22 protein-coding genes and 1 other RNA gene are annotated in these 25,332 nt (G+C 61.3%); 16 read left to right on the top strand and 7 right to left on the bottom strand.

From position 1 onward, the window contains the following. Window positions 1-129: 129 nt before the first annotated feature. The 4 genes from ssrA to ompA form a co-directional block, all read right to left on the bottom strand. Window positions 130-490: a transfer-messenger RNA gene (gene ssrA / locus GCM43_RS18270) on the bottom strand. Window positions 491-591: 101 nt separating this feature from the next. Further along, window positions 592-1,287: an HAD family hydrolase gene (locus GCM43_RS18275; RefSeq protein ID WP_152246903.1), complete on the bottom strand. Its 696-nt coding sequence runs from the start codon at window positions 1,285-1,287 to the stop codon at window positions 592-594. A 63-nt stretch (window positions 1,288-1,350) separates the two neighbouring features. Beyond that, window positions 1,351-2,046: a bifunctional 2-polyprenyl-6-hydroxyphenol methylase/3-demethylubiquinol 3-O-methyltransferase UbiG gene (gene ubiG / locus GCM43_RS18280; RefSeq protein WP_152246905.1), complete on the bottom strand. Its 696-nt coding sequence runs from the start codon at window positions 2,044-2,046 to the stop codon at window positions 1,351-1,353. 123 nt (window positions 2,047-2,169) lie between these two features. Next, window positions 2,170-2,883: an outer membrane protein OmpA gene (ompA, locus tag GCM43_RS18285; RefSeq protein WP_152246907.1), complete on the bottom strand. Its 714-nt coding sequence runs from the start codon at window positions 2,881-2,883 to the stop codon at window positions 2,170-2,172. A 638-nt stretch (window positions 2,884-3,521) separates the two neighbouring features. Here ompA and gyrA point away from each other — a divergent pair. The 15 genes from gyrA to GCM43_RS18360 all read left to right on the top strand — a co-directional run bounded on the left by gyrA (window position 3,522) and on the right by GCM43_RS18360 (window position 20,104). Beyond that, window positions 3,522-6,209, top strand: a complete 2,688-nt coding sequence (gyrA, locus tag GCM43_RS18290) for a DNA gyrase subunit A (protein ID WP_152246909.1) — start codon at window positions 3,522-3,524, stop codon at window positions 6,207-6,209. Between the two features lie 62 nt (window positions 6,210-6,271). Beyond that, window positions 6,272-6,823: a DUF2059 domain-containing protein gene (locus GCM43_RS18295; RefSeq protein WP_193315673.1), complete on the top strand. Its 552-nt coding sequence runs from the start codon at window positions 6,272-6,274 to the stop codon at window positions 6,821-6,823. Further along, window positions 6,820-7,941, top strand: coding sequence for a 3-phosphoserine/phosphohydroxythreonine transaminase (serC, locus tag GCM43_RS18300; RefSeq protein WP_152246913.1), 1,122 nt, complete (start codon window positions 6,820-6,822; stop codon window positions 7,939-7,941). The genes GCM43_RS18295 and serC overlap by 4 nt, the downstream gene beginning before the upstream one ends. A gap of 81 nt (window positions 7,942-8,022) precedes the next feature. Continuing rightward, complete coding sequence (gene pheA, locus GCM43_RS18305) at window positions 8,023-9,093, top strand: prephenate dehydratase (protein ID WP_152246915.1); 1,071 nt, start codon at window positions 8,023-8,025, stop codon at window positions 9,091-9,093. Window positions 9,094-9,258: 165 nt separating this feature from the next. Beyond that, window positions 9,259-10,365 (top strand): histidinol-phosphate transaminase, encoded by a 1,107-nt coding sequence (hisC, locus tag GCM43_RS18310; RefSeq protein ID WP_152246917.1) that lies wholly within the window; start codon window positions 9,259-9,261, stop codon window positions 10,363-10,365. Window positions 10,366-10,369: 4 nt separating this feature from the next. Beyond that, entirely contained in the window at window positions 10,370-11,284 is a 915-nt protein-coding gene (locus GCM43_RS18315) for a prephenate dehydrogenase (protein ID WP_193315674.1), read from the top strand. 24 nt (window positions 11,285-11,308) lie between these two features. Further along, window positions 11,309-12,670: a 3-phosphoshikimate 1-carboxyvinyltransferase gene (aroA, locus tag GCM43_RS18320; RefSeq protein WP_152246919.1), complete on the top strand. Its 1,362-nt coding sequence runs from the start codon at window positions 11,309-11,311 to the stop codon at window positions 12,668-12,670. Between the two features lie 83 nt (window positions 12,671-12,753). Then, the gene (cmk, locus tag GCM43_RS18325; protein WP_152246921.1) at window positions 12,754-13,422 is read left to right on the top strand and encodes a (d)CMP kinase; all 669 of its coding nucleotides are present in this window, start codon (window positions 12,754-12,756) and stop codon (window positions 13,420-13,422) included. Between the two features lie 114 nt (window positions 13,423-13,536). Next, window positions 13,537-15,249: a 30S ribosomal protein S1 gene (gene rpsA, locus GCM43_RS18330; protein ID WP_152246923.1), complete on the top strand. Its 1,713-nt coding sequence runs from the start codon at window positions 13,537-13,539 to the stop codon at window positions 15,247-15,249. Between the two features lie 20 nt (window positions 15,250-15,269). Continuing rightward, the gene (locus GCM43_RS18335; RefSeq protein WP_152246925.1) at window positions 15,270-15,575 is read left to right on the top strand and encodes an integration host factor subunit beta; all 306 of its coding nucleotides are present in this window, start codon (window positions 15,270-15,272) and stop codon (window positions 15,573-15,575) included. 121 nt (window positions 15,576-15,696) lie between these two features. Beyond that, on the top strand, window positions 15,697-15,999 hold the full coding sequence (locus GCM43_RS18340) for a LapA family protein (RefSeq protein ID WP_152246927.1): 303 nt from the start codon (window positions 15,697-15,699) through the stop codon (window positions 15,997-15,999). Between the two features lie 47 nt (window positions 16,000-16,046). Further along, window positions 16,047-17,222: a lipopolysaccharide assembly protein LapB gene (gene lapB, locus GCM43_RS18345; RefSeq protein WP_152246929.1), complete on the top strand. Its 1,176-nt coding sequence runs from the start codon at window positions 16,047-16,049 to the stop codon at window positions 17,220-17,222. Between the two features lie 78 nt (window positions 17,223-17,300). Continuing rightward, window positions 17,301-18,668 (top strand): UDP-glucose dehydrogenase family protein, encoded by a 1,368-nt coding sequence (locus GCM43_RS18350; protein ID WP_152246941.1) that lies wholly within the window; start codon window positions 17,301-17,303, stop codon window positions 18,666-18,668. Then, a complete protein-coding gene (gene rfaE1 / locus GCM43_RS18355; protein ID WP_152246943.1) occupies window positions 18,665-19,615 on the top strand; it encodes a D-glycero-beta-D-manno-heptose-7-phosphate kinase in 951 nt (316 codons plus the stop codon). The genes GCM43_RS18350 and rfaE1 overlap by 4 nt, the downstream gene beginning before the upstream one ends. Before the next feature lie 168 nt (window positions 19,616-19,783). Next, entirely contained in the window at window positions 19,784-20,104 is a 321-nt protein-coding gene (locus GCM43_RS18360; RefSeq protein ID WP_152246945.1) for a ComEA family DNA-binding protein, read from the top strand. 40 nt (window positions 20,105-20,144) lie between these two features. On the opposite strand, the gene GCM43_RS18365 is transcribed toward GCM43_RS18360, so the two are convergent. Further along, window positions 20,145-21,017 carry a sterol desaturase family protein gene (locus GCM43_RS18365; RefSeq protein WP_152246947.1) on the bottom strand — a complete coding sequence of 291 codons (873 nt, stop codon included), beginning with the start codon at window positions 21,015-21,017 and terminating at the stop codon, window positions 20,145-20,147. A 77-nt stretch (window positions 21,018-21,094) separates the two neighbouring features. Further along, entirely contained in the window at window positions 21,095-21,856 is a 762-nt protein-coding gene (locus tag GCM43_RS18370; RefSeq protein WP_152246949.1) for a PEP-CTERM sorting domain-containing protein, read from the bottom strand. A gap of 306 nt (window positions 21,857-22,162) precedes the next feature. On the opposite strand from GCM43_RS18370, the gene GCM43_RS18375 reads away from it, so the two are divergent. Further along, a complete protein-coding gene (locus GCM43_RS18375; protein ID WP_152246951.1) occupies window positions 22,163-23,521 on the top strand; it encodes a M28 family peptidase in 1,359 nt (452 codons plus the stop codon). Here GCM43_RS18375 and GCM43_RS18380 read toward each other — a convergent pair. Continuing rightward, window positions 23,518-25,296, bottom strand: a complete 1,779-nt coding sequence (locus GCM43_RS18380) for an FAD-dependent oxidoreductase (RefSeq protein ID WP_152246953.1) — start codon at window positions 25,294-25,296, stop codon at window positions 23,518-23,520. The two genes, GCM43_RS18375 and GCM43_RS18380, sit on opposite strands and share 4 nt — an antisense overlap. Window positions 25,297-25,332: the final 36 nt, after the last annotated feature.

Below are 25,332 nucleotides of genomic sequence, written 5' to 3' on the forward strand. Positions count from 1 at the left end.
GCATGCGGGGCGAATTCCCCGCTACGCCCCGCGTCCGTGCCGGACGCGGATTCGATGCCGGCGGTTTCGCATGGGATAAAAAATAAAGGCCCCGTCGCTTGCGCTCGGGGGCCTTTATTTTTTATCCGGTGGTGGAGACGGCGGGAATCGAACCCGCGTCCGCAAGCACTCTACAGACAGTTCTACATACTTAGCACTATCATTTAATTTAACCCGGCCAGCACGGATGTGCACGTTATGGACAGGCGATTCACCTTAGATTTAACGTTCCGCTAAGTGACCCATTAGAACGCGAGTCCCTGTAAATGACTCTAGAGCTTTTGACGGCCCACCCCAGGGACGAGGTGTTCTAGAGCTAGCAGCGATTAAGCTGCCAGTGCGTACGAGTTATCGTTTGCAGTTAAGTTTTTTCTGGGTGTATTTACGAGGTAACCAGCCCTCGGTATGCCCTGCGCTGCTTTGCAACCCACGTCGAAACCAGGTCGTCCCCACAGAACCTTCATTGTAGCGCAATATTGGCGGTCTTGCTTGGGTGTTCGCTACGGCGTCGTTAAAGCTTGGAATTAATCCCGGTGACTGCAGCAACAACCATCACGCGGCCAGCTGGCGGCCCTTGACGACTTCTGTAACCAGCGCCAGCAAGGCCTGCGGCGTTTCGAGCAGGTAGTCGGCGTTCCAGGATAGCGGCTCGACCGGGCCGCAATAGCCCCAGGCGCAGGCGACCGTGCGCATGTGGGCGGCGCGGCCGGCCTGGATGTCGCGCAGGTCGTCGCCGACGTACCAGCAGTCTTCGGGGGCGAGGTTCAGGCGGCGCGCGGCCTCCAGTAGCGGAGCAGGGTGGGGTTTCGGGTGCGCCATGGTGTCGCCGGAGATCACGCAGCCGGCGGCGCCCAGGCCGATCTGGCCGACCAGCTTGTCGGTAAAGCGGGCGGCCTTGTTGGTGACGATGCCCCAGGCCAGGCCCAGGTCGCTCAAGCCTTGCAGCATGGCGGGCACGCCGTCGAACAGCGTGCTTTCCACTGCCATCGCGGCTTCGTAGTTGTTCAGAAAGCCGTCTTTCAGCGCTTCGTAGCCCGATTCGCCGGGGCCTATGCCATAGGATGCGCCGATCAGGCCACGTGCGCCGGCTGAGGCGGTGGGGCGCAGGATGTCGTAGGCGGTGGCGGGCAGGCCGGCGCGGGTGCGCAGCAGGTTGATGGCCGCTGCCAGGTCGGGCGCGGTGTCGGCCAGGGTGCCGTCGAGGTCGAACAGGATGGCACGCGGGGCTGGCAGGGGGGCGATGGTCATGGCGGGCTTCAGAAGTTGGAATGAAAAAAAGCGGCCGCAGCCGCCTTGTCGAGTTGGCGTTGCTTACAGTGGCCGGGTGCAGGCCATCAGGTAATTGACGCTGGTATCGTTGTTGAGCGAATAGATTTTGGTCAAGGGATTGTAGCCCATGCCGCGCATGCTGTTGACGTCCAGGCCGGCGCTGCGCGCAAATTGCGACAGTTCGGCCGGGGTCAGGAATTTGTCGTAGTCATGCGTGCCCTTGGGCAGCAGGCGCAGGATGTATTCTGCGCCCAGCACCGCGAACAGATACGATTTCGGGTTGCGGTTCAGGGTCGACATGAAGACATGGCCGCCTGGTTTCACCAGCGTGGCGCATGCCTGCACGATGGCGCCCGGATCAGGCACGTGTTCGAGCATTTCCATGCAGGTCACCACATCGTACTGGCCCGGTTCTTCTGCAGCCATGGCTTCGGCGGCGATCAGCTTGTAGCGCATCGACACGCCCGACTCCAGGCTGTGCAGGTCGGCTACTTTCAGGGCTTTTTCGGATAGGTCGATACCGGTCACGTCGGCACCCTTGCGGGCCATCGATTCGGCCAGGATGCCGCCGCCGCAGCCGATGTCGATCACGCGCTTGCCGGCCAGCGGCACCTTGGCGTTGATCCATTCGAGGCGCAGGGGATTGATTTCGTGCAGTGGACGAAACTCGGAAGTGGGGTCCCACCAGCGGTGGGCCAGCTCACTGAATTTTTGGATTTCTAGAGGGTCGGCGTTCATAGGTCGAATAATAGCGGCAAATGGGAAAGCGGGCAGCCACGGACGAAAAAAAACCCCGCCGTAGCGGGGTTTTTTCATGCCGGCCTTGATCTGCGCAAGGCAGTCAAGGTCGCAGCATCGGGATTACTTGTTGCGGGTACCAACAACTTCGATTTCCACGCGACGGTTTTTCGCACGGCCTTCGGCAGTTTTGTTGTCAGCAACTGGCTGTTTCTTGCCTTTGCCTTCGGTGTACACGCGGTTGCTTTCAACGCCTTTGCCAACCAGGTAGGCTTTGACAGCGTCAGCACGACGTACCGACAGCTTCTGGTTGTAAGCATCGGTGCCGACCGAGTCGGTGTGACCAACGGCGATGATGACTTCCAGGTTGATGTTGCCCAGTTGCGAGGTCAGTTGATCCAGTTTGGCTTTGCCTTCTGGTTTCAGGGTCGATTTGTCGAAGTCGAAGAAGGCATCAGCAGCGAAGCTGACTTTTTCCGACGTTGGTGCTGGCACTGGTACTGGCACTGGGGCCGGTGCTGGTGCTGGAGCTGGAGCCACTGGTGGCGGCGGAGGTGCTACGCACTTGCCGTCTTGCAGGGTTTCTGGCTCTACGCACAGTGGCACGTCGCAACCTGGCACTGCGTCAGCAGGTGTCCAGTAGCCGGTACGCCAGCACAGACCGAATGGGTCACGCACGATGACGCCGCGGGCATCTTGCACGTAGGCGCTTTTTGGCGTCGGTGCTTTGATGTCGGTGGTAACTGGCGCGAACGGTGGCGAGGTTAGGGTTTGAGCCGAAGCCGAGCCAGCGATCACTGCCGAAGCAGCGAAAAACAGCGTTACAAATTTATTCATTCTTTTTTCCTTTCGGGGGTGATATCTGCAAATACGACGCGGCGCGACTAAGTGCTGCGTGCCGAGATTTTATCATGTCGACCATTTGCGCTTGTTTACGATTGCGAAACTAGCAATTGACTTCTCGTTCATTTTGCCACACGGCTCAGGGGCGCACGATCGTGGGCAAATCAAAGCTTTGGCGATTTTAGACGCTACGTTGTTTATACGCAACGGAAATGCCCGATTATGACGCGCCTGTGACATCTTGTTACGTTTTGTGCCTGTTTTGTGGGCAGATGCCTTGAATCAATGTTGTCAATATGCACTATTCTCATGCGTTCAAATAGTTTTGACGCACTACACCAGTGCAAAGTCTTGCCATGGCCAGCAGGAATGACAATTCTCGCTGACAGGCCAAATTGTACTGACAACATGGCGCGCATGCTAAAATCGTGCGCTTGACTGTCAGGAGTTCCTCGCAAAAAGTGCACGATGGGGCCGCAGGCCGGGTAGCAGCCATTTCGCCCTTGACTTTGTCACCGTTTTGCACATTTTGTCAGGCGCTCCACGACGACAGCCGCCTAGGATATGCAGTATTGCGTCATACATTGCGTAGCAGATAAGTTAACCACAGCCTGAGATCAGTCGAACCGCCAATGGATCAATTCGCAAAAGAAACAATCCCCATTTCCCTCGAAGAAGAGATGCGCAAGAGCTACCTCGATTACGCCATGAGCGTGATTGTCGGTCGCGCCTTGCCGGACGCGCGCGATGGCTTGAAGCCAGTACACCGCCGCGTGCTGTTCGCGATGCATGAAATGAACAACGTATGGAATCGTCCATACGTCAAATGCGCCCGCGTGGTCGGTGAAACCATGGGTAAGTACCATCCCCATGGCGATGCATCGATCTACGACACCCTGGTGCGCATGGCACAGGATTTTTCGCTGCGCTATACATTGGTCGATGGCCAGGGCAACTTCGGCTCCGTCGACGGCGACGCCGCTGCGGCCATGCGTTACACCGAGTGCCGCCTGGACAAGATCGCCGGCGAGCTGCTGGCCGATATCGACAAGGAAACCGTCGACTTCGTACCGAACTACGACGGCAAGGAAAAAGAGCCGTCGGTGCTGCCAACGCGCATCCCCAACCTGCTGATCAACGGCTCGTCGGGGATTGCGGTCGGCATGGCCACCAATATTCCACCGCATAACATCACCGAAGTGATCGACGGCGCGCTGCACGTGCTGGCCAATCCGGACTGCAGCATCGACGAGCTGATCAGCCTGATCCCGGCACCGGACTTCCCGACCGGCGGCATTATCTACGGCGTCTCCGGCGTGCGCGATGGTTACCGCACCGGCCGTGGCCGCGTGGTGATGCGCGCCAAGACCCACTTCGAAGAGTATGGCAAGGACGGTGGCCGTATCGCCATCATCATTGACGAGCTGCCATTCCAGGTCAACAAGAAATCCCTGCTCGAACGCATCGCCGACAACGTGCGTGACAAGAAGCTCGACGGCATTTCCGATATCCGCGACGAGTCCGACAAATCGGGCATGCGCGTGGTGATCGAACTGAAACGCGGCGAAGTGCCGGAAGTGGTGCTCAATAATCTGTACAAGCAGACCCAGTTGCAGGACACCTTCGGCATGAACATGGTCGCGCTGGTCGATGGCCAGCCCAAGCTGCTCAACCTCAAGCAGATGCTGCAGTGCTTCCTGTCGCACCGCCGCGAAGTGGTCACGCGCCGTACCGTGTTTGAACTGCGCAAGGCGCGCGAGCGCGGCCACGTGCTTGAAGGCCTGGCCGTCGCACTGGCCAATATCGATGACTTTATCGCCATCATCAAGGCAGCACCGACGCCGCCGATCGCCAAGGGCGAACTGATGGCGCGCGCCTGGGATTCGTCCGTGGTGCGCGAGATGCTGGCCCGTACCGGCGACGGCAACACCCCGGGCGGCATCGACGCCTACCGTCCGGAAAGCCTGCCCAAGCATTACGGCATGCAGGCCGACGGCCTGTACAAGCTGTCCGACGACCAGGCGCAGGAAATTTTGCAGATGCGCCTGCAGCGCCTGACTGGCCTGGAGCAGGACAAGATCGTCAACGAGTACAAGGAAGTGATGGAACATATCGCCGACCTGCTCGATATCCTGGCCAAGCCTGAGCGCGTGACCGTCATCATTACCGATGAAATGACGGCCGCGAAAAACGAATACGGCGCCGGCAACAAGGACGTGCGCCGCTCGCAGATCGAGCACAACGCCACCGATCTCGAAACGGAAGACCTGATTACGCCGCAGGACATGGTGGTAACGCTGTCGCACACCGGCTACATGAAGGCGCAGCCGATTACCGAGTACCGCGCGCAAAAACGCGGTGGCCGCGGCAAGCAGGCGATGGCCACCAAAGAGGAAGACTGGATCGACCAGCTGTTCATTGCCAACACCCACGATTACATCCTGTGCTTCTCGGATCGTGGCCGCATGTACTGGCTGAAGGTATGGGAAGTGCCGCAAGGCTCGCGCAATTCGCGCGGCAAGCCGATCGTCAACATGTTCCCGCTGCAGGACAACGAGAAGATCACCGTGATCCTGCCGCTGTCGGGCGAGAACCGGACCTTCCCGGAAGACCATTATGTGTTCATGTCGACCAGCCTGGGCACGGTCAAGAAAACGCCGCTGAAAGATTTCAGCAATCCACGCAAGGCCGGCATTATCGCAGTCGACCTGGACGACGGCGACTTCCTGATCGGCGCAGCGCTGACCGACGGCCAGCACGACGTGATGCTGTTCTCGGACTCGGGCAAGGCAGTGCGCTTCGACGAGAACGACGTGCGTCCGATGGGCCGCACGGCGCGCGGCGTGCGCGGCATGAACCTGGAAGAAGGCCAGCACGTGATCGCGCTGCTGGTGGCCGAGAACGAGCAGCAGTCGGTGCTGACGGCCACCGAGAACGGTTATGGCAAGCGTACTCCGATCCTCGAGTACACGCGCCATGGCCGTGGCACCAAGGGCATGATCGCGATCCAGACCAGCGAGCGTAACGGTAAAGTCGTGGCCGCCACGCTGGTCAATACCACCGATGAAATCATGCTGATCACCACTGGCGGCGTGCTGATTCGTACCCGCGTGTCGGAGATCCGCGAAATGGGCCGCGCCACGCAAGGGGTGACCCTGATTGCAGTCGAAGACGGCACCAAGCTGTCGGGCCTGCAGCGCGTGGTGGAAACCGATATCGACGAAGTCGAGCTGACCACGGAGGCAGGTGCGGCGCCAGTAGCAAGCGCCGCTCCGGCCGACCCGGCGAGCGACGAGACGAATCCGGCGCAGCCGGAATAAGATGATTGGGGCTCTTTCGGGAGCCCCAATTGCTATGGATTGCCTTATCGATGGTCTATAAAATGAAAAAATTTCTCGCTGTTTCGCTTGCCTCGTTCGCTTTGCTTTTTACGACTGTGCCTGCCTGTGCCAGTGATGACGTCACGCCCGAAATGCGGGTGGTCGTTGAGCAGTTACTCGATACCATGCAATTTAATGACATGGCGCTCAAAACCATGGATCAGATGTTGCAGGTGATGCCCACGATCATGCGTCAGTCAGCCGCGCAGGCTGCCAAGGCAGGCCGCCAGCTGAGCGCCAGCGATGAAGCAAAATTGAACGCGGTGCTGGAAAAGTACATACCGGAGGCGGTCACGGAGCTCGGGAAGGTGGTGACAGATCCGGCCGTGCTCGCGGAAATGCGCGTGGAAATGGTGCCCTTGTATGCGCGTTATTACACGCTTGATGAAGTACGCGGTCTGACGGCCTTCTATGCTACGCCACTGGGCAGGAAGATGATCAGCATCACCCCTCAGCTGAGCGCAGATTCGGTTGCAATCAGCCAGCGCGTCATGATGCCGCGGGCTAATGCAGTGATGCAGCAGATAGTGAAAAAAATGCTTTCGTCGCAATGAACCAACCATCAGCCAAGGACAGCATCGTGAGCCCCATCTACAATTTCTCCGCCGGCCCGGCCGTTCTCCCCAAGGAAGTGCTGGCCCAGGCCGCTGCCGAAATGCTGGACTGGCATGGCAGTGGCATGTCGGTGATGGAAATGAGCCATCGCGGCCCCGAGTTCATTTCCATCTACAAGCAGGCCGAAGCCGATTTGCGCGAGCTGCTGGCGGTCCCAGGCAACTACAAAATCCTGTTCCTGCAGGGCGGCGGCCTGGGCCAGAACGCTATTATCCCGATGAATCTGGTGGGCCTGGCGGCCGCGCAGCCGGCCACCATCGACTTCGTGCATACGGGTTCCTGGTCGGGCAAGTCGATCCAGGAGGCCGGCAAGTACGCCACGGTCAACGTGGCCGCCTCGTCGAAGGAAAACGGCTTTACGCGCGTGGCGCCGGCCAGCGAATGGCGCCTGACGCCGGGCGCGGCCTATCTGCATATCTGCACCAACGAGACCATCGATGGTGTGGAATTCCAGCAGGCGCCGCAGGTGCCAGCTGGCACCACCATCGTGGCCGACATGTCGTCGCATATTCTGTCGCGCGTGATCGATGTGTCGCAGTACGGCGTGATCTTTGGTGGCGCGCAGAAAAACATCGGCCCGGCCGGCCTGACGCTGGTGATCGTACGCGAGGATCTATTGGGCCATGCGCTGCCGATCTGCCCGTCGGCGTTCGACCTGGCCAACGTGGCCGCGCATGAGTCGATGTACAACACGCCGCCCACCTACGGCATCTATATTGCCGGCCTGGTTTTCCAATGGCTCAAGCGCCAGGGTGGCGTCGCGGCCATGGAACAGCGTAATATAGAGAAAGCAGCGCTGCTATACGCGGCGCTCGATGCGGACGACTTCTACCAGAACCGGGTCGATCCCGCCTTCCGCTCGCGCATGACCATCCCGTTCTATCTGCGCGACGAAAGCCTGAACGAAGCATTCCTGGCCGGCGCCAAACAGCGCGGCCTGCTGCAATTGAAGGGCCACAAGTCCGTCGGCGGCATGCGCGCATCGATCTATAACGCGATGCCGATCGAGGGGGTACAGGCCCTCGTGAATTACCTGAACGAGTTTGCCGGACGCTGAAGTCGCCATTGCGGCTGCGCCGGCCCGCCGCCGGCTGGTCCGCGCGGCACTGATTGAAACACAGCTACCAAACAAACCACCATGATCGACAAATTGAAACCCTTGCGCGAACAGATCGATGCGATCGACGCGCAAATCCTCGAACTGCTGAACCGCCGCGCCCTGATTGCGCAGGAAGTGGGCCATGTGAAGGCCGAGACGCAGGCGCCGGTGTTCCGTCCCGAGCGCGAAGCGCAGGTGCTGCGCGGCGTGGCCGAGCGCAACCCGGGGCCGATGGGCAGCCGCGAAGTGCAGACCATTTTCCGCGAAATCATGTCGTCCTGCCGCGCGCTGGAAAAGCGCGTGACGGTGGCTTACCTGGGGCCGGCCGGCACCTTCAGCGAACAGGCCGTCTACCAGCAGTTCGGCAGCGCCGTCGAGGGCCTGCCGTGCGCGTCCATCGATGAGGTGTTCCGCTCGGCCGAAGCGGGCACCGCCGACTTCGGTGTGGTGCCAATTGAAAATTCGTCCGAAGGCGCGGTCAACCGCACGCTCGACATGATGCTGCAAACGAGCCTGGTGATCAGCGGTGAAGTGTCGATTGCCGTGCACCACAGCCTGATGACAAAGAGCGGCAGCATGGAGGGCGTGAGCGTCATCTGCGCCCATTCGCAGGCGCTGGCGCAGTGCCAGGTCTGGCTGAACCAGAATTATCCGCAGATCGAACGGCGCGCCGTGGCCTCGAACGCCGAGGCGGCCCGCCTGGCCGGCGAAGACGGCACGGTCGCGGCAATTGCCAGCGAACTGGCCGGTGCGCAGTACAAGCTGGGCGTGGTCAAGGGCCATATCCAGGACGACCCGCACAACCGCACGCGCTTTGCCGTGATCGGCACGCTGCAGACGGCACCGTCGGGCAAGGACCAGACCTCCCTGGTGCTGGCCGTGCCGAACAAGGCCGGCGCCGTGTATCAATTGCTGGCGCCGCTGGCCAAGCATGGCGTGTCGATGACCCGTTTTGAATCGCGCCCGGCGCGCATGGGAAGCTGGGAGTATTATTTCTATGTCGATGTCGAAGGCCACGGCCATGACGCCGCGGTCGCTCTGGCGCTGGCCGAACTGCAATCGAATGCGGCGTTTTTCAAGGTGCTGGGGTCGTATCCGGTGAGCCTGTAATGTCTGTGGTGGTGTCGGATTACGCGCTTGCGCGCTAATCCGACCTACGCACATCACGTGGGTTGGGGAGGTCGGGTAGGTCGGGTTAGCGCAGCGTAACCCGACAACAGCCACTAACACCACCACCACCAACCTAATTAATTACCAACTTTTTTAAAGCACACCATGTCAAAAAATATCGGTCCAGAATACGTCCGCGCCATCGCTCCTTACCAGAGCGGCAAACCGATTGCCGAAGTGGCGCGCGAGTTCGGGCTGGACGAGGCGTCCATCGTCAAGCTGGCTTCGAATGAAAACCCGTACGGCATGCCCGACTCGGCCAAGCAGGCCATGATTGCCGCCATCGACGATCTGGGTCGCTACCCGGACGCCAACGGTTTCGACCTTAAAACCGTGCTGTCGCAGCGCTATGATGTGCCGGCCGACTGGATCACGCTGGGCAACGGCAGCAACGATATCCTGGAAATTGCCGCCCACGCTTTCGTGCAAAAAGGCGAAGCGGTGGTGTATTCGCAGTACTCGTTTGCCGTCTACGCATTGGCCACCCAGGGCATCGGCGCGCGTCACTTGGTGGTGCCGGCGCAGGCCTATGGCCACGATCTCGACGCCATGGCAGCGGCCATTACCGACGATACGCGCTTGCTGTTTATCGCCAACCCGAACAACCCGACCGGCACCTTTTTGACGGCTGCGCAGATCGAAGCGTTTTTGCAGAAAGTGCCGCAGCACGTGGTGGTGGTGCTCGATGAAGCCTATAACGAATTCCTGTCGGCTGACGACCAGTACGAATCGACCGCCTGGGTGCGCCAGTATCCGAACCTGATCGTTTCGCGCACGCTGTCCAAAGCCTACGGCCTGGCCGGCCTGCGCATCGGCTTTGCGATTGCCCAGCCAGCCCTGACCGACCTGATGAACCGCATCCGCCAGCCGTTCAACGTGAACAGCATGGCGCAGGCGGCGGCGATTGCAGCACTGTCGGACCGTGAATTCCTGGAAAAAAGCGCGCGCAACAACGCTGCCGGCTACCAGCAATTTACCGAAGCGTTCGAGGCGCTGGGTCTGGAATATGTGCCATCGTATGGCAACTTCGTGCTGGTCAAGGTCGGCAACGACGACGAGGCCGGCGCGCGCATCAACCTGGCGCTGCTGAAACAGGGCGTGATCGTGCGTCCGGTCGGCAGCTACGGCCTGCCGCAGTGGCTGCGCATCTCGATCGGCCTGCCGCAGGAAAACGCGATCTTTATCGCCGCGCTGACGAAAGCGCTGGCTTGACCCCATGGCCACGCCTGCCTTGAACAAGATCGTCATTTTTGGCGTCGGCCTGATCGGCGGCTCGTTTGCGCGCGCCCTCAAGCAGGTGGGCGCGGTCGGCACGGTGGTCGGCATGGGCCGCTCGCCGCAGTCGATGGCGCGCGCGCTGGAGCTGGGCATTATCGATGAAATCGGCAGTGATCCGGCGCAGGCGCTGGACGGCGCCGATCTGGTGCTGCTTGCCGCGCCGGTGGCGCAGACGGGCGCCATCCTGGCCTCGATTGCGCCGCACCTGCAACCGGGCACCATCGTCACCGACGCCGGCAGTACCAAGAGCGACGTGGTGGCAGCGGCGCGCGCCGCGCTGGGCGACAAGGTTGCCCAGTTCGTGCCCGGTCACCCGATTGCCGGACGCGAAACCAATGGTCCCGATGCGGCCATCGTCGACCTGTACCGTGGCAAGAAGGTGGTGCTGACGCCGCTGGTGGAAAACGCTGCCGCCGATGTGGCGAAGGTGGCGGGCGCCTGGCGCGCCTGCGGCGCCATTTTGCACACGCTCACCGCCGAAGAACATGACAAGGTGTTTGCCGCCGTCAGCCATTTGCCGCACCTGCTGGCCTTTGCGCTGGTCGACGACATCGCCAACAAGCCCCATGCGCCGCTGCTGTTCCAGTACGCGGCCAGCGGCTTTCGCGACTTTACGCGCATTGCCGGCTCATCGCCGGAAATGTGGCGCGACATCAGCCTGGCCAACCAGCCGGCGCTGTTGCATGAACTGGACGCCTACCTGGCGCAGTTGACCAGCCTGCGCGCGCACCTGGCCACGCTGGACGGCGCGGCCATTGAAACGGTGTACGCCAGCGCGCAGCACGCCCGCCAGCAGTGGATCGAGGCGATCGAGGCGGCCGAGCTGCCTGCGTCGGCATCACCCACAGAATAAAGCATACCAATCAAGGATTCCAGCATGCCCCATACCAAGCACTACCCCCACCATCTCGATCTGACGCCGGTGATGCACACCGAAGGCACGGTGCGCCTGCCCGGCTCGAAAAGCATTTCCAACCGCGTGCTGCTGCTGGCCGCACTGGCCAAGGGCAAGACCACGATTATCGACCTGCTGGCTTCGGACGACACCTTCGTGATGCTGACGGCCTTGACCTCGCTGGGTGTCAAATGGACGCAGCAGGAGCAAGACCAGAGTTTGGATGCGGCCAGCCTGCACCAGATACATCATGTGGAAGGCTGCGGCGGCGTGCTGCCCAACCACGAAGCAGACCTGTTCATGGGCAATGCCGGCACTGCGATTCGTCCGCTGACGGCGGCGCTGGCCGTGATCGGCGGCGACTATACGCTCCATGGCGTATCGCGCATGCACGAGCGGCCGATCGGCGACCTGGTCGACGCGCTCAATGCCGTCGGCACGCAGATCGAATACACGGGCGAGCACGGCTTTCCGCCGCTGCGCATCCGCCGCGGCCATATCCATGCGCAGAAGATCGCCGTGCGCGGCAATGTATCGAGCCAGTTCCTGACGGCGCTGCTGATGGTGGCGCCCTTGATGGCGCGCGACCATGCGGTGACCATTGAGGTGATCGGCGAACTGATCTCCAAGCCGTATATCGAGATCACGCTCAACCTGATGCGCCGCTTTGGCGTGACGGTCGAACAGGACGGCTGGCAGTCGTTTACCGTGCAGCCGGGCCAGCAGTACCAGAGCCCGGGCACCATCCATGTTGAAGGCGACGCGTCTTCGGCCTCGTATTTCCTGGCGGCCGGCGCGATTGGCGGCGGCCCGGTGCGGGTCGAAGGCGTGGGCCGCGACAGCATCCAGGGCGACGTGCGCTTTGTCGACGCGCTGCAGCAGATGGGCGCCACCATCACCATGGGCGAGAACTGGATCGAAGCGCGTTCGAACGGCCCGTTAAAGGCGGTCGACCTCGACTTCAACCATATCCCCGATGCGGCCATGACGATTGCGGTGGCGGCGCTGTATGCCGACGGCACCTCGACGCTGCGCAATATCGCCAGCTGGCGCGTCAAGGAAACCGACCGCCTGGCCGCGATGGCGACCGAACTGCGCAAGCTGGGCGCCGAAGTGGAAGAGGGCGCCGACTACCTGCGCGTGACGCCGCCCGAGGAAATCCTGCCGGCCACCATCGATACCTATGATGACCACCGCATGGCGATGTGCTTCTCGCTCGCCTCGCTCGACGGCGCCGCGCGCCGCGGCAACGCGATCCGCATCAACGACCCGAAATGCGTCGCCAAGACCTTCCCCGAGTATTTCGAGACGTTTGCGGGGATTGCCAAGGATAGTTTGATTTAACCCAAGACAACTGCCGGGGTCGGACCCTGAGGGTCCGACCCCAGTCGTTGTTTTGGGTCTCGTTTTATAAGTGACAAAAAACCATGCCCACATCCCATATCCCCGTAATTACCATCGACGGCCCCACTGCTTCCGGCAAGGGCACGGTGGCGCACCGCGTGGCCGACGCGCTCGGCTTTCATTATCTCGACTCGGGCGCGCTGTACCGCCTGACGGCGCTGTCGGCGCTGCGCCGCGATACCGACCTGCGCGACGAGCACGCGCTGGCCAAGCTGGCCGAGCACCTGCCGGTGCATTTTGCCAATGGCGAAATCCTGCTGGCCCAGGAAAACGTGACCGAGCAGATTCGCGCCGAACTGGTCGGCAATACCGCCTCCAGGATTGCCGTGCTGCCCACTGTGCGCCAGGCGCTGGTCAGCCTGCAGCTCGGTTTTCGCAAGACGCCGGGCCTGGTAGCCGACGGGCGCGATATGGGCACGGTGATCTTTCCGCATGCGCAATTGAAGGTATTTCTGACCGCCAGTGCCGAGGCGCGTGCGCAACGGCGCTACAAGCAATTGATAGACAAAGGATTTTCTGCTACTATGGAAGACCTTCTGATGGATTTGCAGGCGCGAGACGAACGTGATACTCACCGTGCGATCGCGCCGCTGGCTCCGGCAGAGGGTGCGCATGTGCTCGATACGTCGGCCATGACGGCTGATGAAGCCGTCGCGGCCGTGCTGAAATGGTACGGCGCTGTTGCAAAATAGCGATTCGTCGCTATGTGGTGCCCGGAAACGGCATCGCCTTTTCGGGTGTGTCGAAAACCTAACCCAGTTTAAGTCGCATCGTGCGACCCCTGCTGGATAACAAGTGTGAACCCTATGTCTACTGTTACAACTAACGAATCTACCGGTATGGAAAGTTTTGCTGCGCTCTTCGAGGAATCGTTGTCGCGTCAAGATATGCGCTCCGGCGAAGTTATTTCCGCTGAAGTCGTGCGCCTCGACCACAATTTCGTGATCGTTAACGCCGGCCTCAAATCCGAAGCATTCATCCCTGTCGAAGAATTCAAGAACGACCACGGCGAACTGGAAGTCAAAGTTGGTGACTTCGTTTCCGTGGCGATCGAATCGCTGGAAAACGGTTTCGGCGATACCATCCTGTCGCGCGATAAAGCCAAGCGTCTGGCTTCGTGGCTGGCTCTGGAAAAAGCGATGGAATCGGGCGAAATCGTCGTCGGTACCGTCAATGGTAAAGTCAAAGGCGGTCTGACCGTGCTGACCAACGGCATCCGCGCATTCCTGCCGGGCTCGCTGGTTGACACCCGTCCTGTCAAAGACACCACCCCATTCGAAGGCAAAACCCTCGAATTCAAAGTTATCAAACTGGACCGCAAGCGTAACAACGTGGTTCTGTCGCGTCGCGCCGTCATCGAAGCTTCGATGGGCGAAGAGCGTCAGAAACTGATGGAAACGCTGAAAGAAGGCACGGTTGTGACTGGCGTCGTCAAAAATATCACCGACTACGGCGCGTTCGTGGATCTGGGCGGTATCGATGGCCTGCTGCACATCACCGACCTGGCATGGCGCCGTGTACGTCACCCGTCGGAAGTTCTGACGGTTGGCCAGGAAATCACCGCCAAAGTCCTGAAATACGATCAAGAGAAAAACCGTGTTTCGCTGGGTGTGAAACAACTGGGCGACGATCCTTGGACCGGTCTGTCCCGTCGTTACCCACAAAGCACCCGTCTGTTCGGTAAAGTAACGAACCTGACCGACTACGGCGCGTTCGTTGAAGTGGAACAAGGCATCGAAGGTCTGGTGCACGTTTCCGAAATGGATTGGACCAACAAAAACGTGGCGCCTAACAAAGTTGTCCAACTGGGCGACGAAGTGGAAGTCATGGTTCTGGAAATCGACGAAGAGCGTCGTCGTATTTCGCTGGGCATGAAACAGTGCAAAGCCAACCCATGGGACGACTTCGGCGTAACCCACAAGAAGGGCGATAAAGTCAAAGGCGCGATCAAATCGATCACCGACTTCGGCGTATTTATCGGCCTGGCTGGCAACATCGACGGCCTGGTGCATCTGTCGGACCTGTCGTGGACCGAAACCGGCGAAGAAGCCGTACGTCGCTTCAAGAAAGGTGACGAACTGGAAGCCATCGTTCTGGCCATCGACGTTGAGCGCGAGCGCGTTTCCCTGGGCGTCAAGCAACTGGAAGGTGACCCATTCAACAACTTCGCAGCCATGAACGACAAAGGCTCGCTGGTAACCGGTACCGTTAAATCGGTTGAGCCTAAAGGCGCCGTGATCCAACTGTCCGAAGAAGTTGAAGGCTACCTGCGCGCATCGGAAATCTCGCGCGACCGCGTTGAAGATGCTGGCACGCACCTGAAAGTTGGCGACAGCGTTGAAGCCCTGGTTCTGAACATCGACCGCAAGGCACGTTCGATCCAACTGTCGATCAAAGCAAAAGACAGCGCTGAAACCCAGGAAGCAATGCAGAAAATGGCAGCTACCGACAACAACGCAGCTTCGGGCACCACCAGCCTGGGCGCCTTGTTGAAAGCTAAGTTCGATAACAAGAACTAAGACTTTTCGGAACCTGGCAGATGACAAAGTCCGAGCTGATCAACCGCCTTGCTGAGCGTTATTCTCAGCTGGTGGCGAAAGATGCGGAGTATGCCGTCAAGACCATTCTCGATGCGATGACCAACGCCCTGGCGACCGGTCAACGCATCGAGATCCGCGGTTTTGGCAGTTTTTCGCTGAACAGCCGTCCGCCACGCATCGGTCGCAACCCGAAATCGGGCGACAAGGTGATGGTGCCTGAAAAACGGGTGCCGCACTTCAAGCCTGGCAAACAGTTGCGCGAGCGGGTGGACGCGATGGTGGGGCAACCTATCATCGAGGATTAATCATCTGCTGGAAGGCGGAAACAAAGAGCGGCGTCCTTGGATGCCGCTTTTTTTTGTTACTATTACGTTAGTTTGTGCCATACGGGCACCAACACTTGTACCGTTATCTCTGGACGTATCGATGAAAATCATTTCCACCATTGTTGGCATTGTACTTTTCGTCCTGTTCTTCAACTTTGCCTTGAAGAATGCGCAGGTGGTCGACCTGCATGTTTTCCTCAATTATGAAATTCGCGGCCCCCTGGTACTGATGTTGCTCGGCTTTTTTGTAGCCGGCGCCAGCCTGGGCGTGCTGGCCCTGACGCCGACCGTGTTTCGTCACCGGCGTGAAGCGAGCAAGCAGAAAACCACGATCGCGGCATTGCAAACGGTCGGCAGCAGCGTCAATGTGGCGCCTCAACCGGACGGCGTGAACGCGCAGTAAGCGCGACCGTCCTGTCATTTCTCTCTTACACGAATAAAAACAATCGCATGGAATATGAATTCTGGTGGCTCCTGGGTATCCCCGTGTTTTTTGCGCTGGGCTGGCTTGCCGCACGCGTCGACATCAATCAACTGGTGTCGGAATCGCGCAGCCTGCCGCGCAATTACTTCAAGGGCCTCAATTTCCTGCTGACCGAGCAGCACGACAAGGCCATCGACTCCTTTATCGAGATCGTCAAGCTCGATCCCGAGTCGGCCGACATGCACTTTGCACTGGGCAGCCTGTTTCGCCGCCGTGGCGAGACCGAGCGCGCCATCCGCGTGCACCAGAACCTGCTGGCGCGTCCCGACCTGCCGCAGGAGCAGCAATCGCATGCCGCCTATGAGCTGGGCATGGATTACCTGAAGGCCGGCCTGCTCGACCGCGCCGAAGAAACCTTCAACGGCCTGCTCGATACGCAATACGGCGTGCAGGCGCGTCGCGCGCTGCTGGAAATCTTCCAGCGTGAAAAGGAGTGGCCGCGCGCCATCGAAGCGGCGCTGGGTCTGCAGGAGTCTGGCGCCGGTGCGCGCCAGAAGGAGATCGCGCAGTTCTATTGCGAACTGGCGCACGATGCGCTGGTGCACATGAAGCCTGACGAGGCCATGCCCCTGCTGGAAAAAGCGCTGCAGACCGACCGCAAGAGCGTGCGCGCCACTATCCTGACGGGCGACGTGCTGCTGGCGCGCGGCGACGTTGAAGGCGCACTGCTGACATGGCGCCGCGTCGAACAGCAAAGCGTGCCGCACGTGGCGCTGGTGGCGCAGCGGCTGATGGACGGCTACACCAAGGTCGGCCGCCCGCAGGAAGGCGTCAACCTGCTCAAGTCCTACCTCGAAGACGCATCGTCGATCGACCTGATCGAGGTGGTGTTCAAGGCCGTGATCGAACTCGATGGCGTCGACGCGGCCAAGCAGCTGGTGAGCGCCGAACTGCGCCGTACGCCAACCTTGCTGGGCCTGGACAAACTGCTCGAAGCGCGCATGATGGACGCGCCAGCCGCCATCTGGTCCGAGCTGTCGATGGTCAAGAACCTGGTGCACGGCTATACGCAGAAGCTGGCGCGCTACCAGTGCAGCCACTGCGGCTTCAAGGCGCGCCAGTTCTACTGGCACTGCCCCGGCTGCAACAAGTGGGAAACCTACCCACCACGTCGCACAGAAGAATTGAATGTCATGAATTAACCGTACACGCCACCTTGTCCTGAGCAATGTGGCGTGTACTTTATCTGTAGCACCTGCTTATATCCATACGGTACAACCATGAAAATCACCATTATCGGCACAGGCTATGTGGGCCTCGTGACGGGCGCCTGTCTTGCCGAACTGGGCAATGATGTCTTTTGCCTCGATCTCGACGAGAAAAAAGTCGCGCTGCTCAATGCCGGCGGCATTCCCATCCATGAACCCGGTCTCGAAGAGGTCGTGGCGCGCAACCGCGAAGCGGGCCGCCTGACCTTTTCCACCGATGTCGAAGCGGCCGCCCACCATGGCGTGCTGCAGTTTATCGCCGTTGGCACGCCGCCCGACGAAGACGGTTCGGCCGACCTGCAATATGTGCTGGCGGCCGCGCGCGGTATCGGCAAGCACATGAACGAATTCAAGGTCATCGTCGACAAGTCGACGGTGCCGGTCGGCACGGCTGAAAAAGTGCGCGCCGCCATCCAGGCCGAGCTGGACCTGCGCTCGACCTATGCCACCTTTGCCGTGGCGTCGAACCCCGAGTTCCTGAAAGAAGGTGCGGCGGTGGAAGACTTCATGCGCCCGGACCGCATCGTGATCGGCGTCGATAGCACGCCTGAAGGCGAGCGCGCGCGCGATCTGCTGCGCAGCCTGTACGCGCCATTCAACCGCAACCGCGAACGCACCTACTGGATGGATGTGCGCTCGGCCGAGTTCACCAAATATGCGGCCAACGCCATGCTGGCCACCCGCATCTCGTTCATGAACGAGCTGGCCAACCTGGCCGACAAGGTCGGTGTCGATATCGAGGCAGTGCGCCGCGGCGTCGGCTCCGATCCGCGCATCGGCTACAGCTTCCTGTATGCGGGCTGCGGCTATGGCGGTTCGTGCTTCCCGAAAGACGTGCAGGCGCTCGAGCGCACCGCGCGCGGCTACGGCCAGGAACTGCTGATCCTGCGCGCCGTCGAAGCGGTCAATGACCGCCAGAAATCGGTGCTGGGCAACAAGGTCGCCCAGCGTTTCGGCGCCGACCTGGCGGGCCGCCATTTTGCCGTCTGGGGCCTGGCCTTCAAACCCAATACCGACGATATGCGCGAAGCGTCGGCGCGCGTGCTGCTGCGCGACCTGCTCGAGCGCGGCGCCACCGTGGCGGTCTATGATCCGGTCGCCATGACCGAAGCCGAGCGTGTGCTGCAGCTCGATCTGACGGCCGAACAGCTGGCGCGCGTGCGCTTTGCCACCAGCCCGCACGATGCCTTGAGCGAGGCCGATGCGCTGGTGATCGTGACCGAGTGGAAAGCTTTCCGCAGCCCGAACTTCGAACGCATCAAGGCGCAGCTCAAGCAACCGGTGATCTTTGACGGGCGCAATCTGTTCGAGCCATCGACGATGGCCGAACTCGGTGTTGAATACCACGGGATCGGTCGCTCGGTCCTGACGCACGCATGAGCGCCGTCGAGGTGATCCCGGCAGCGCCAGCCGGCTTGAACGCAGTGCGCCTGCTGGTGGTGGGCGATGTGATGCTGGATCGCTACTGGTTTGGCGACGTCAGCCGCATTTCGCCGGAAGCGCCGGTGCCGATCGTGCGCATTGAAAAGCGCGAAGAGCGCCTGGGCGGCGCCGCTAACGTGGCGCGCAATGCCGCCGCGCTCGGTGCGCGCACCAGCCTCTTGGGCGTAGTGGGCGACGACGAGGCCGGCAGCCAGGTCGAGCGCCTGCTGACGGACGACGGCATCCACAGCTATCTGCAGCGCGATGCCGCCATTTCCACCATTATCAAGCTGCGCGTGATCGGCCGCCAGCAGCAGATGTTGCGCATTGACTTCGAGGAAGCGCCCAGCGACACCGTGCTGCGCGACAAGCTCAAGCAGTTCAACGCGCTGCTGCCAGACTACGATGTGGTGATCCTGTCGGACTACGCCAAGGGCAGCCTGGTCAACGTGGCCGAGATGGTGAAAGTGGCGCGCGCAGCGGGCAAGATCGTGATGGTCGACCCGAAAGGCGACGATTTTTCACGTTATGCCGGCGCCTCGGTATTGACGCCCAACAAGTCCGAGCTGCGCCGCATTATCGGCAACTGGAGCAGCGAAGAGCAGCTGACCGAGCGCGCCCAGCAGGTGCGCGCCGATCTTGGCCTGGATGCCTTGCTGCTGACGCGTTCGGAAGAAGGCATGAGCTTGTACACCGCCGCTGAAGTAGTGCATATGCCCACCGATGCGCGCGAAGTGTTTGACGTCTCCGGCGCCGGCGACACCGTGATTGCCACCATGGCCGCCATGCTGGGCGCCGGCATGAGCCTGGGTGACGCCGTGCGCACGGCCAACCGCGCCGGCGGCATCGTGGTCGGCAAGCTCGGTACGGCCACTGTCACGCGCGACGAGTTGTTCCCGCAGTAAAATCTTCTGTTCCCGCCTGCGCCGCGTTTGATCTGGCGCAGGCTTTCCCTTTCGTTGCTCCCTGATTGCGTCAACCGCAGCCGGTGCCGGCCGTTATGGCGGGAAGGCGCAGTCATGCCGCGTCCGAGTTGCCGTTTCCCCGCTGTTAAACGAAATCAGGAGACTTCCATGTTGAAGAAACTGTTGCTGGCCGTTGCCACCATGATGGCGACGATGAGCTTTGCCTTTGCGCAAGTCGACGTCAACAAGGCCGACCAGGCTGCGCTGGACGGCGTCAAGGGCATCGGCCCCGCCACCTCCAAGGCCATTCTCGACGAGCGTACCAAGGGCGGGCCGTTCAAGGACTGGGCCGACTTTGAAAGCCGCGTGAAGGGCATCGGCGCCAAGAGCGCCGTGAAGCTGTCCGAAGCCGGCTTGCAGGTCAATGGGCAGGGCAAGGCAGGGGCCGGAGCCAGTGCCGCTGCCAAGCCGGCAGCGGTCAAGAAATAGCGCGCTTGCGCCGCAAGAGCAGAAAAACCAGGGTTATAAGTTAGTCAGCGCTCTGGCCGGCTCGATCCGGCAGCTTCTGCGCTGCCGGCGTCCCCGCCGATGCCTGCCGCAGCGGCGCCATCAGTTGACCAGCCAGGCTGACCGGCATCGGCGTATCGATGCCGCAGGCTGCCGGCCAGTGGGACGGCAGGTAGTGGGTGCCGAACAGGCGATCCAGCAGCGGCAGGGTGGACGCGTAGTTGCGGTTAATCGGCTGGAACTTGCTGTGATGCCAGTGATGGAAGGCCGGCGTGGCCACCAGCCATTCCAGCGGGCCGAAGCGCCAGCGCAGGTTGGCGTGGATAAAGAAGCCCCAGATGGTGCCGACCAGCAGCAGCAACACGGGCGCCGCGCTGCCGGCCGCGCCCGGTCCGGCCAGGCCCAGCAGGTACAAGGGCGTCAGGCCGAACAGGCGCGTGACCACCATGTCGACCGGATGACTGCGCGTATTGGCCAGGAAATACATGTGTTCGGTGCCGTGGTGCACGGCGTGAAAGCGCCACAGCCAAGGCAGTTCATGGCTGAGCCGGTGGCCCCAGTAAGTGCCAACTTCGCCAATCACCAAGCCCAGCAGGAGCTTTGCCCACAACGGCAGCGCCGCCAGTGTGGCGGGGACGGCATCGGGCAGCAGGCGCTGCCCCAGTACGGCCAGCAGCGCCAGCGGTGCGGCAAGGATGATGGTGGGCAGTAGGCTGCTGAGAAAGTAAAAGCCCAGGTCGCTGCCCAGCTCACTCCAGGAGCGGCGCGTCCGGCGCTCGCCAAAAAAACGTTCGAGCGGCAGAAACAGCATGGTCAGCGCCACCAGCCATAACGACAGGCGCAGCACATCGACCACGATTGCGGGCAGGGTCTGCAGGGTTTGAAGCACGCTCATGATCAATGATTCCGCGATAAAAAAATCCGGACGGGCACTGGCGCGCCGGTCCGGAGATTGTCAGGCTTGCCAGTCGATCAGACGGCGCCGGCCTTGCGGCGGCGCGCCAGGAACGCCAGAATGCCCAGGCCGCCCAGCAGCATGCCCCAGGTCGATGGCTCCGGCACGGCCGATACCAGCGATACGCCGTCGAGCAGCATGAATGGCGGCGCGCCGCTTGGGCCGCCCTTGGCCATAAACGACAGCAATTCGTTGCTGCTGGTGGCGGTAAAGGTCATGCTCGTTTGCTGCCAGCCGGTAAAGCCCTGGCTGACATTGGCCAGCGAGGCGGTCTGCTGCTTGTCGCCGCCCAGCGAGACTTCCCAGTAATTGATCGGGTTATCGCCACGGAAACCGACTTGCTGCGCGGCGCCATAGGAAAAGCTCAGGGTGTAGGCTTCACCGACCACCAGGCCGCTGATCTGTTGCGAGACCGGGCCGGCAAAGTAATCCCAGTCGGCTGCCAGCACATTGCCGCCGGTCGGGCTGACGCCCAGGCCGTTTTTCGGACCATTGCCGCTATACGAATTGGGGCCCCACAGCGCCAGCGCGATGCTGGAGTCACCGGTTTTGTCGATCGTGTTGCCGTTCAGGACAAAGTTATAGCCCTTGCTGGTCCAGTCGGTCAGATAGGTACGGTCTGGGCGGGCGGTAGTGCCTTCGTTGAGCTGTTTCGAGGTGCCATTGCTGGTCAGCTCGAAGTCGCCATTCTTGACCAGGTTGGTGGAGGCAGCCTGGGCGGCCGTGGTGGTGATCAAGGTGGCGGCGGCCAGCGTCAGCATTGCAGTCAGGTTGCGCATAAAAGCTCCAGAGTGGACAGGTGGATAACAAACTGTCGGCAAGCTTTTTGGCCAACGGTGGCATCGCGGAACGGTTTCGGCAATGCAGAAAATACTATTGGAGACAATAATCATGTCCCGGTGAAACTCAGTAAAAAGAATTATATCAGCGTTTGTGACTTATGCTCGTGCAATGTCTCGAAAACAACAAAAATTCTTAAATTGCAATTTCGTCGCGCGACAGGCAGCAGCATATTATTACGCGGGCATCTCGTAAACAATGCGAGAATATTGGCCAGCTTATCACCATAACGAGACAAGGAAACCATGACAAACATGTTGACGGGTATGGCCCTGGCCATGCTGGGCACCAATGCGCTGGCCGGTGCGCCAACCACCGAAGCGCCGCAGTCGCAGGTGCAGCAGATCGTGGCCGGTATTTCGCCGCAGCGCATCGAATCGCATATCGCCAGGCTGGTCAGTTTCGAGACGCGCCATACCATGTCCGATACGGTCTCGGATACGCGCGGCATCGGTGCGGCGCGCCGCTGGATCAAGGACGAACTCGAGCGCTGCGGTGCGCGCGCCGGCGGCCGTTTGCAAGTGGCGTTCGACAGCCATGTAGCGCCCGTATCGAAGCGCATTTCGCGTCCGACCGAGATCGTCAACGTGGTGGCCACCCTGCCGGGCGTCCAGCCGCAGTCGGCCGAGCGCATCTATGTTGTCAGCGGCCATTATGACTCACGCGCCACCGATGTAATGGATGCGCACAGCGCGGCACCGGGTGCCAACGACGACGCCTCTGGCACGGCAGCAGTGATCGAAATGGCGTGCGTGATGGCGCAGTACAAATTTGACGCTACGCTGGTGTTCATGGCGGTGGCTGCGGAAGAGCAGGGGCTGCTCGGTTCCGGGCATTGGGCGGCGCAGGCAAAGCAGCAGCAGCGCAATATTGCCGGCATGCTCAACAACGATATTATCGGCAGTTCGCGCGCCGACGATGGCAGCATCGACGGCGGCCAGGTGCGCCTGTTTGCCGAGGGCATACCGGCGGTGAAGGAAATGAGCGATGGCGTGCGCGCGCTGGTGGCCACCGGCGGCGAAAACGATTCGATCTCGCGCCAGCTGGCACGCCATGTCAAGCAGATGGGTGAGCGCTACGTGCCCGGCTTCAAGGTCAATGTGATCCAGCGTGCCGACCGCTATCTGCGCGGCGGCGACCATATGCCTTTCCTGGCGCAGGGCTACGCGGCGCTGCGCTTTACCGAGCCCAATGAGGACTTTGCCCATCAGCACCAGGATTTGCGGGTGGAAAACGGCAAGCAGTATGGCGACCTGCTGCAGTTTGTCGATGTCGACTACGTGGCCAGGGTGGCGCGTGTGAACGCCGCTGCGCTGGCCACGCTGGCGCTGGCACCGGCTGCGCCAGCCGGAGTGCAGGTGCGCACTGCGCAGCTGGAAAACGACACCTCGCTGGTGTGGCAGCCCAATACCGAGCCGGACCTGGCCGGCTACCGCGTGGTCTGGCGCGCCACCACCGCCGATCAGTGGCAGGGCGCGCTGGACGTCGGCAATGTAACGCAGGCCAGAATCAAGCTATCGAAGGATAACTATTTCTTTGGCGTCCAGGCGCTCGACCGCGACGGCAACGTCAGCGTAGCGAGCTATCCGACGCCGCTGCGCTAGGTTTTTTCAACCGGTTTGTCGGCCTGCACCGGCAAATTGGCCAGAAAGCCGTGGATTTGCGACACCACGGCAGCGCCTTCGCCGACGGCGGCGGCGACGCGCTTGGTCGAGCCGGCGCGGATATCACCGATGGCAAACACGCCCGGCACGCTGGTGGCCAGCGGCTGGCGGTCAGGCAGGTCGCCCGGTGAAATCGGCGTGTTGCCGCGTGCGCGGCATTCGGCGCGCGTCAGGTCGAAGCCGGTGCGGATAAAGCCTTTCTCGTCGACCGCGACGGCGCAGTCGCCGAGCCAGTCGGTATTGGGGTCGGCGCCGACAAACAGGAATACATGGCGTACCGGGCTTTCTTTCTCTTCGCCGCTCTGGTTGTTGCGCAGGCCCACGCCGCTCAAGCCGTCTTCATTGCCTTCGAGTGCAATCACCTCGGTATGCGTATGCAGGATGATATTGGGGGTGGCGGCGATGCGTTCGATCAGATAGGTCGACATGCTGGCAGCCAGGCCGGAGCCGCGGATGACCATATGCACGGTGGCCGCATGGGCTGACAGGAACACGGCGGCCTGGCCGGCCGAGTTGCCGCCGCCTACCAGGATCACCTCTTCCTGGCGGCACAGGCGCGCTTCGATCGGCGAAGCCCAGTAGTACACGCCGCGCCCTTCATAGGTTTTCAGGTTGGCCAGCGAAGGGCGGCGGTAGCGCGCGCCGCATGACAACACCACCGTGCGTGCACGCACCGTGGTGTTATCCGACAGGGTGACGCGCAGCGGCCAGTCTTCGCAGTGCAGCTTCAAGGCGGTGGCAGGAGTGGCGATCTCGACGCCGAATTTTTGTGCCTGCACATAAGCGCGCCCGGCCAGTGCGCGGCCGGATATGCCGGTCGGGAAACCCAGATAGTTTTCTATGCGCGCACTGGCGCCAGCCTGGCCGCCATAGGCGCGCTGCTCCAGCGCCAGGACCGACAGCCCTTCCGAGGCGGCATATACAGCCGTCGCCAGGCCGGCCGGTCCGGCGCCCACCACCAGCACATCAAAAATGGTTTCTTCGGACAGGTCAGGCAGCATGCCCAGGCAGCGCCCCAGCTCGATCAGGCTGGGGTTTTTCATCACCGTGCCATTCGGGCACACCACCAGCGGCCACTCCTGCGGCGTTGGCGCGTAGCGGTTGACCAGCGCCTGGGCAGCAGCGCCATCGTCGGGTTTGAGCACCGTGTGCGGGTGGCCATTGGCTGCCAGGAAGCTTTGCAGTTGGAACAGGTTGCCGTTACCGGCAGGGCTGACCAGTACCGGGCCGCCGGCATTGCCTTCGATCAGCCCCACGCGGCGCAGGATCAGCGCGCGCACGATGCGCTCGCCCATTTCCGCTTCGGCCACGATCAGCGCGCGCAGCGATTCGGAGCTGATGACCAGCAACTCGACTTCGCCTACCGCCAGCCCGTTGACCAGGGTAGGGCGGCCTGACAATTGCCCGACTTCAGCGATAAAGTGACCGCGCCCGACTTCGCGCAGGATGGTCGACTGTTCCAGCCCTTCGTGGCGCGAGATGCTGACGCGGCCCGACAGGATCACCAGCATGCCGAAGCTGCAGTCGCCGGCCTCGAACAGGGTGGCGCCGTCGGCGTACTGCTGCCGGTGGCCGTAGCGCTGCAGCCGCTGCAGTTCGGCATCGGTAAAAACGGGCGAAATCTGGTGGCTGCGCCCAGGCAGGTCGAGCGACTTGAACTGCATCACGTCTTCGGTCGACGTTTCCGGAATAAATTCGGTAGGAAGGCTGGCCATGGCAAATCCGCAGGTTGAATAAGCAAATAAGAAAAA

Source organism: Janthinobacterium aquaticum (assembly GCF_009208565.1).
In the GTDB taxonomy this organism is placed as follows: domain Bacteria; phylum Pseudomonadota; class Gammaproteobacteria; order Burkholderiales; family Burkholderiaceae_D; genus Janthinobacterium.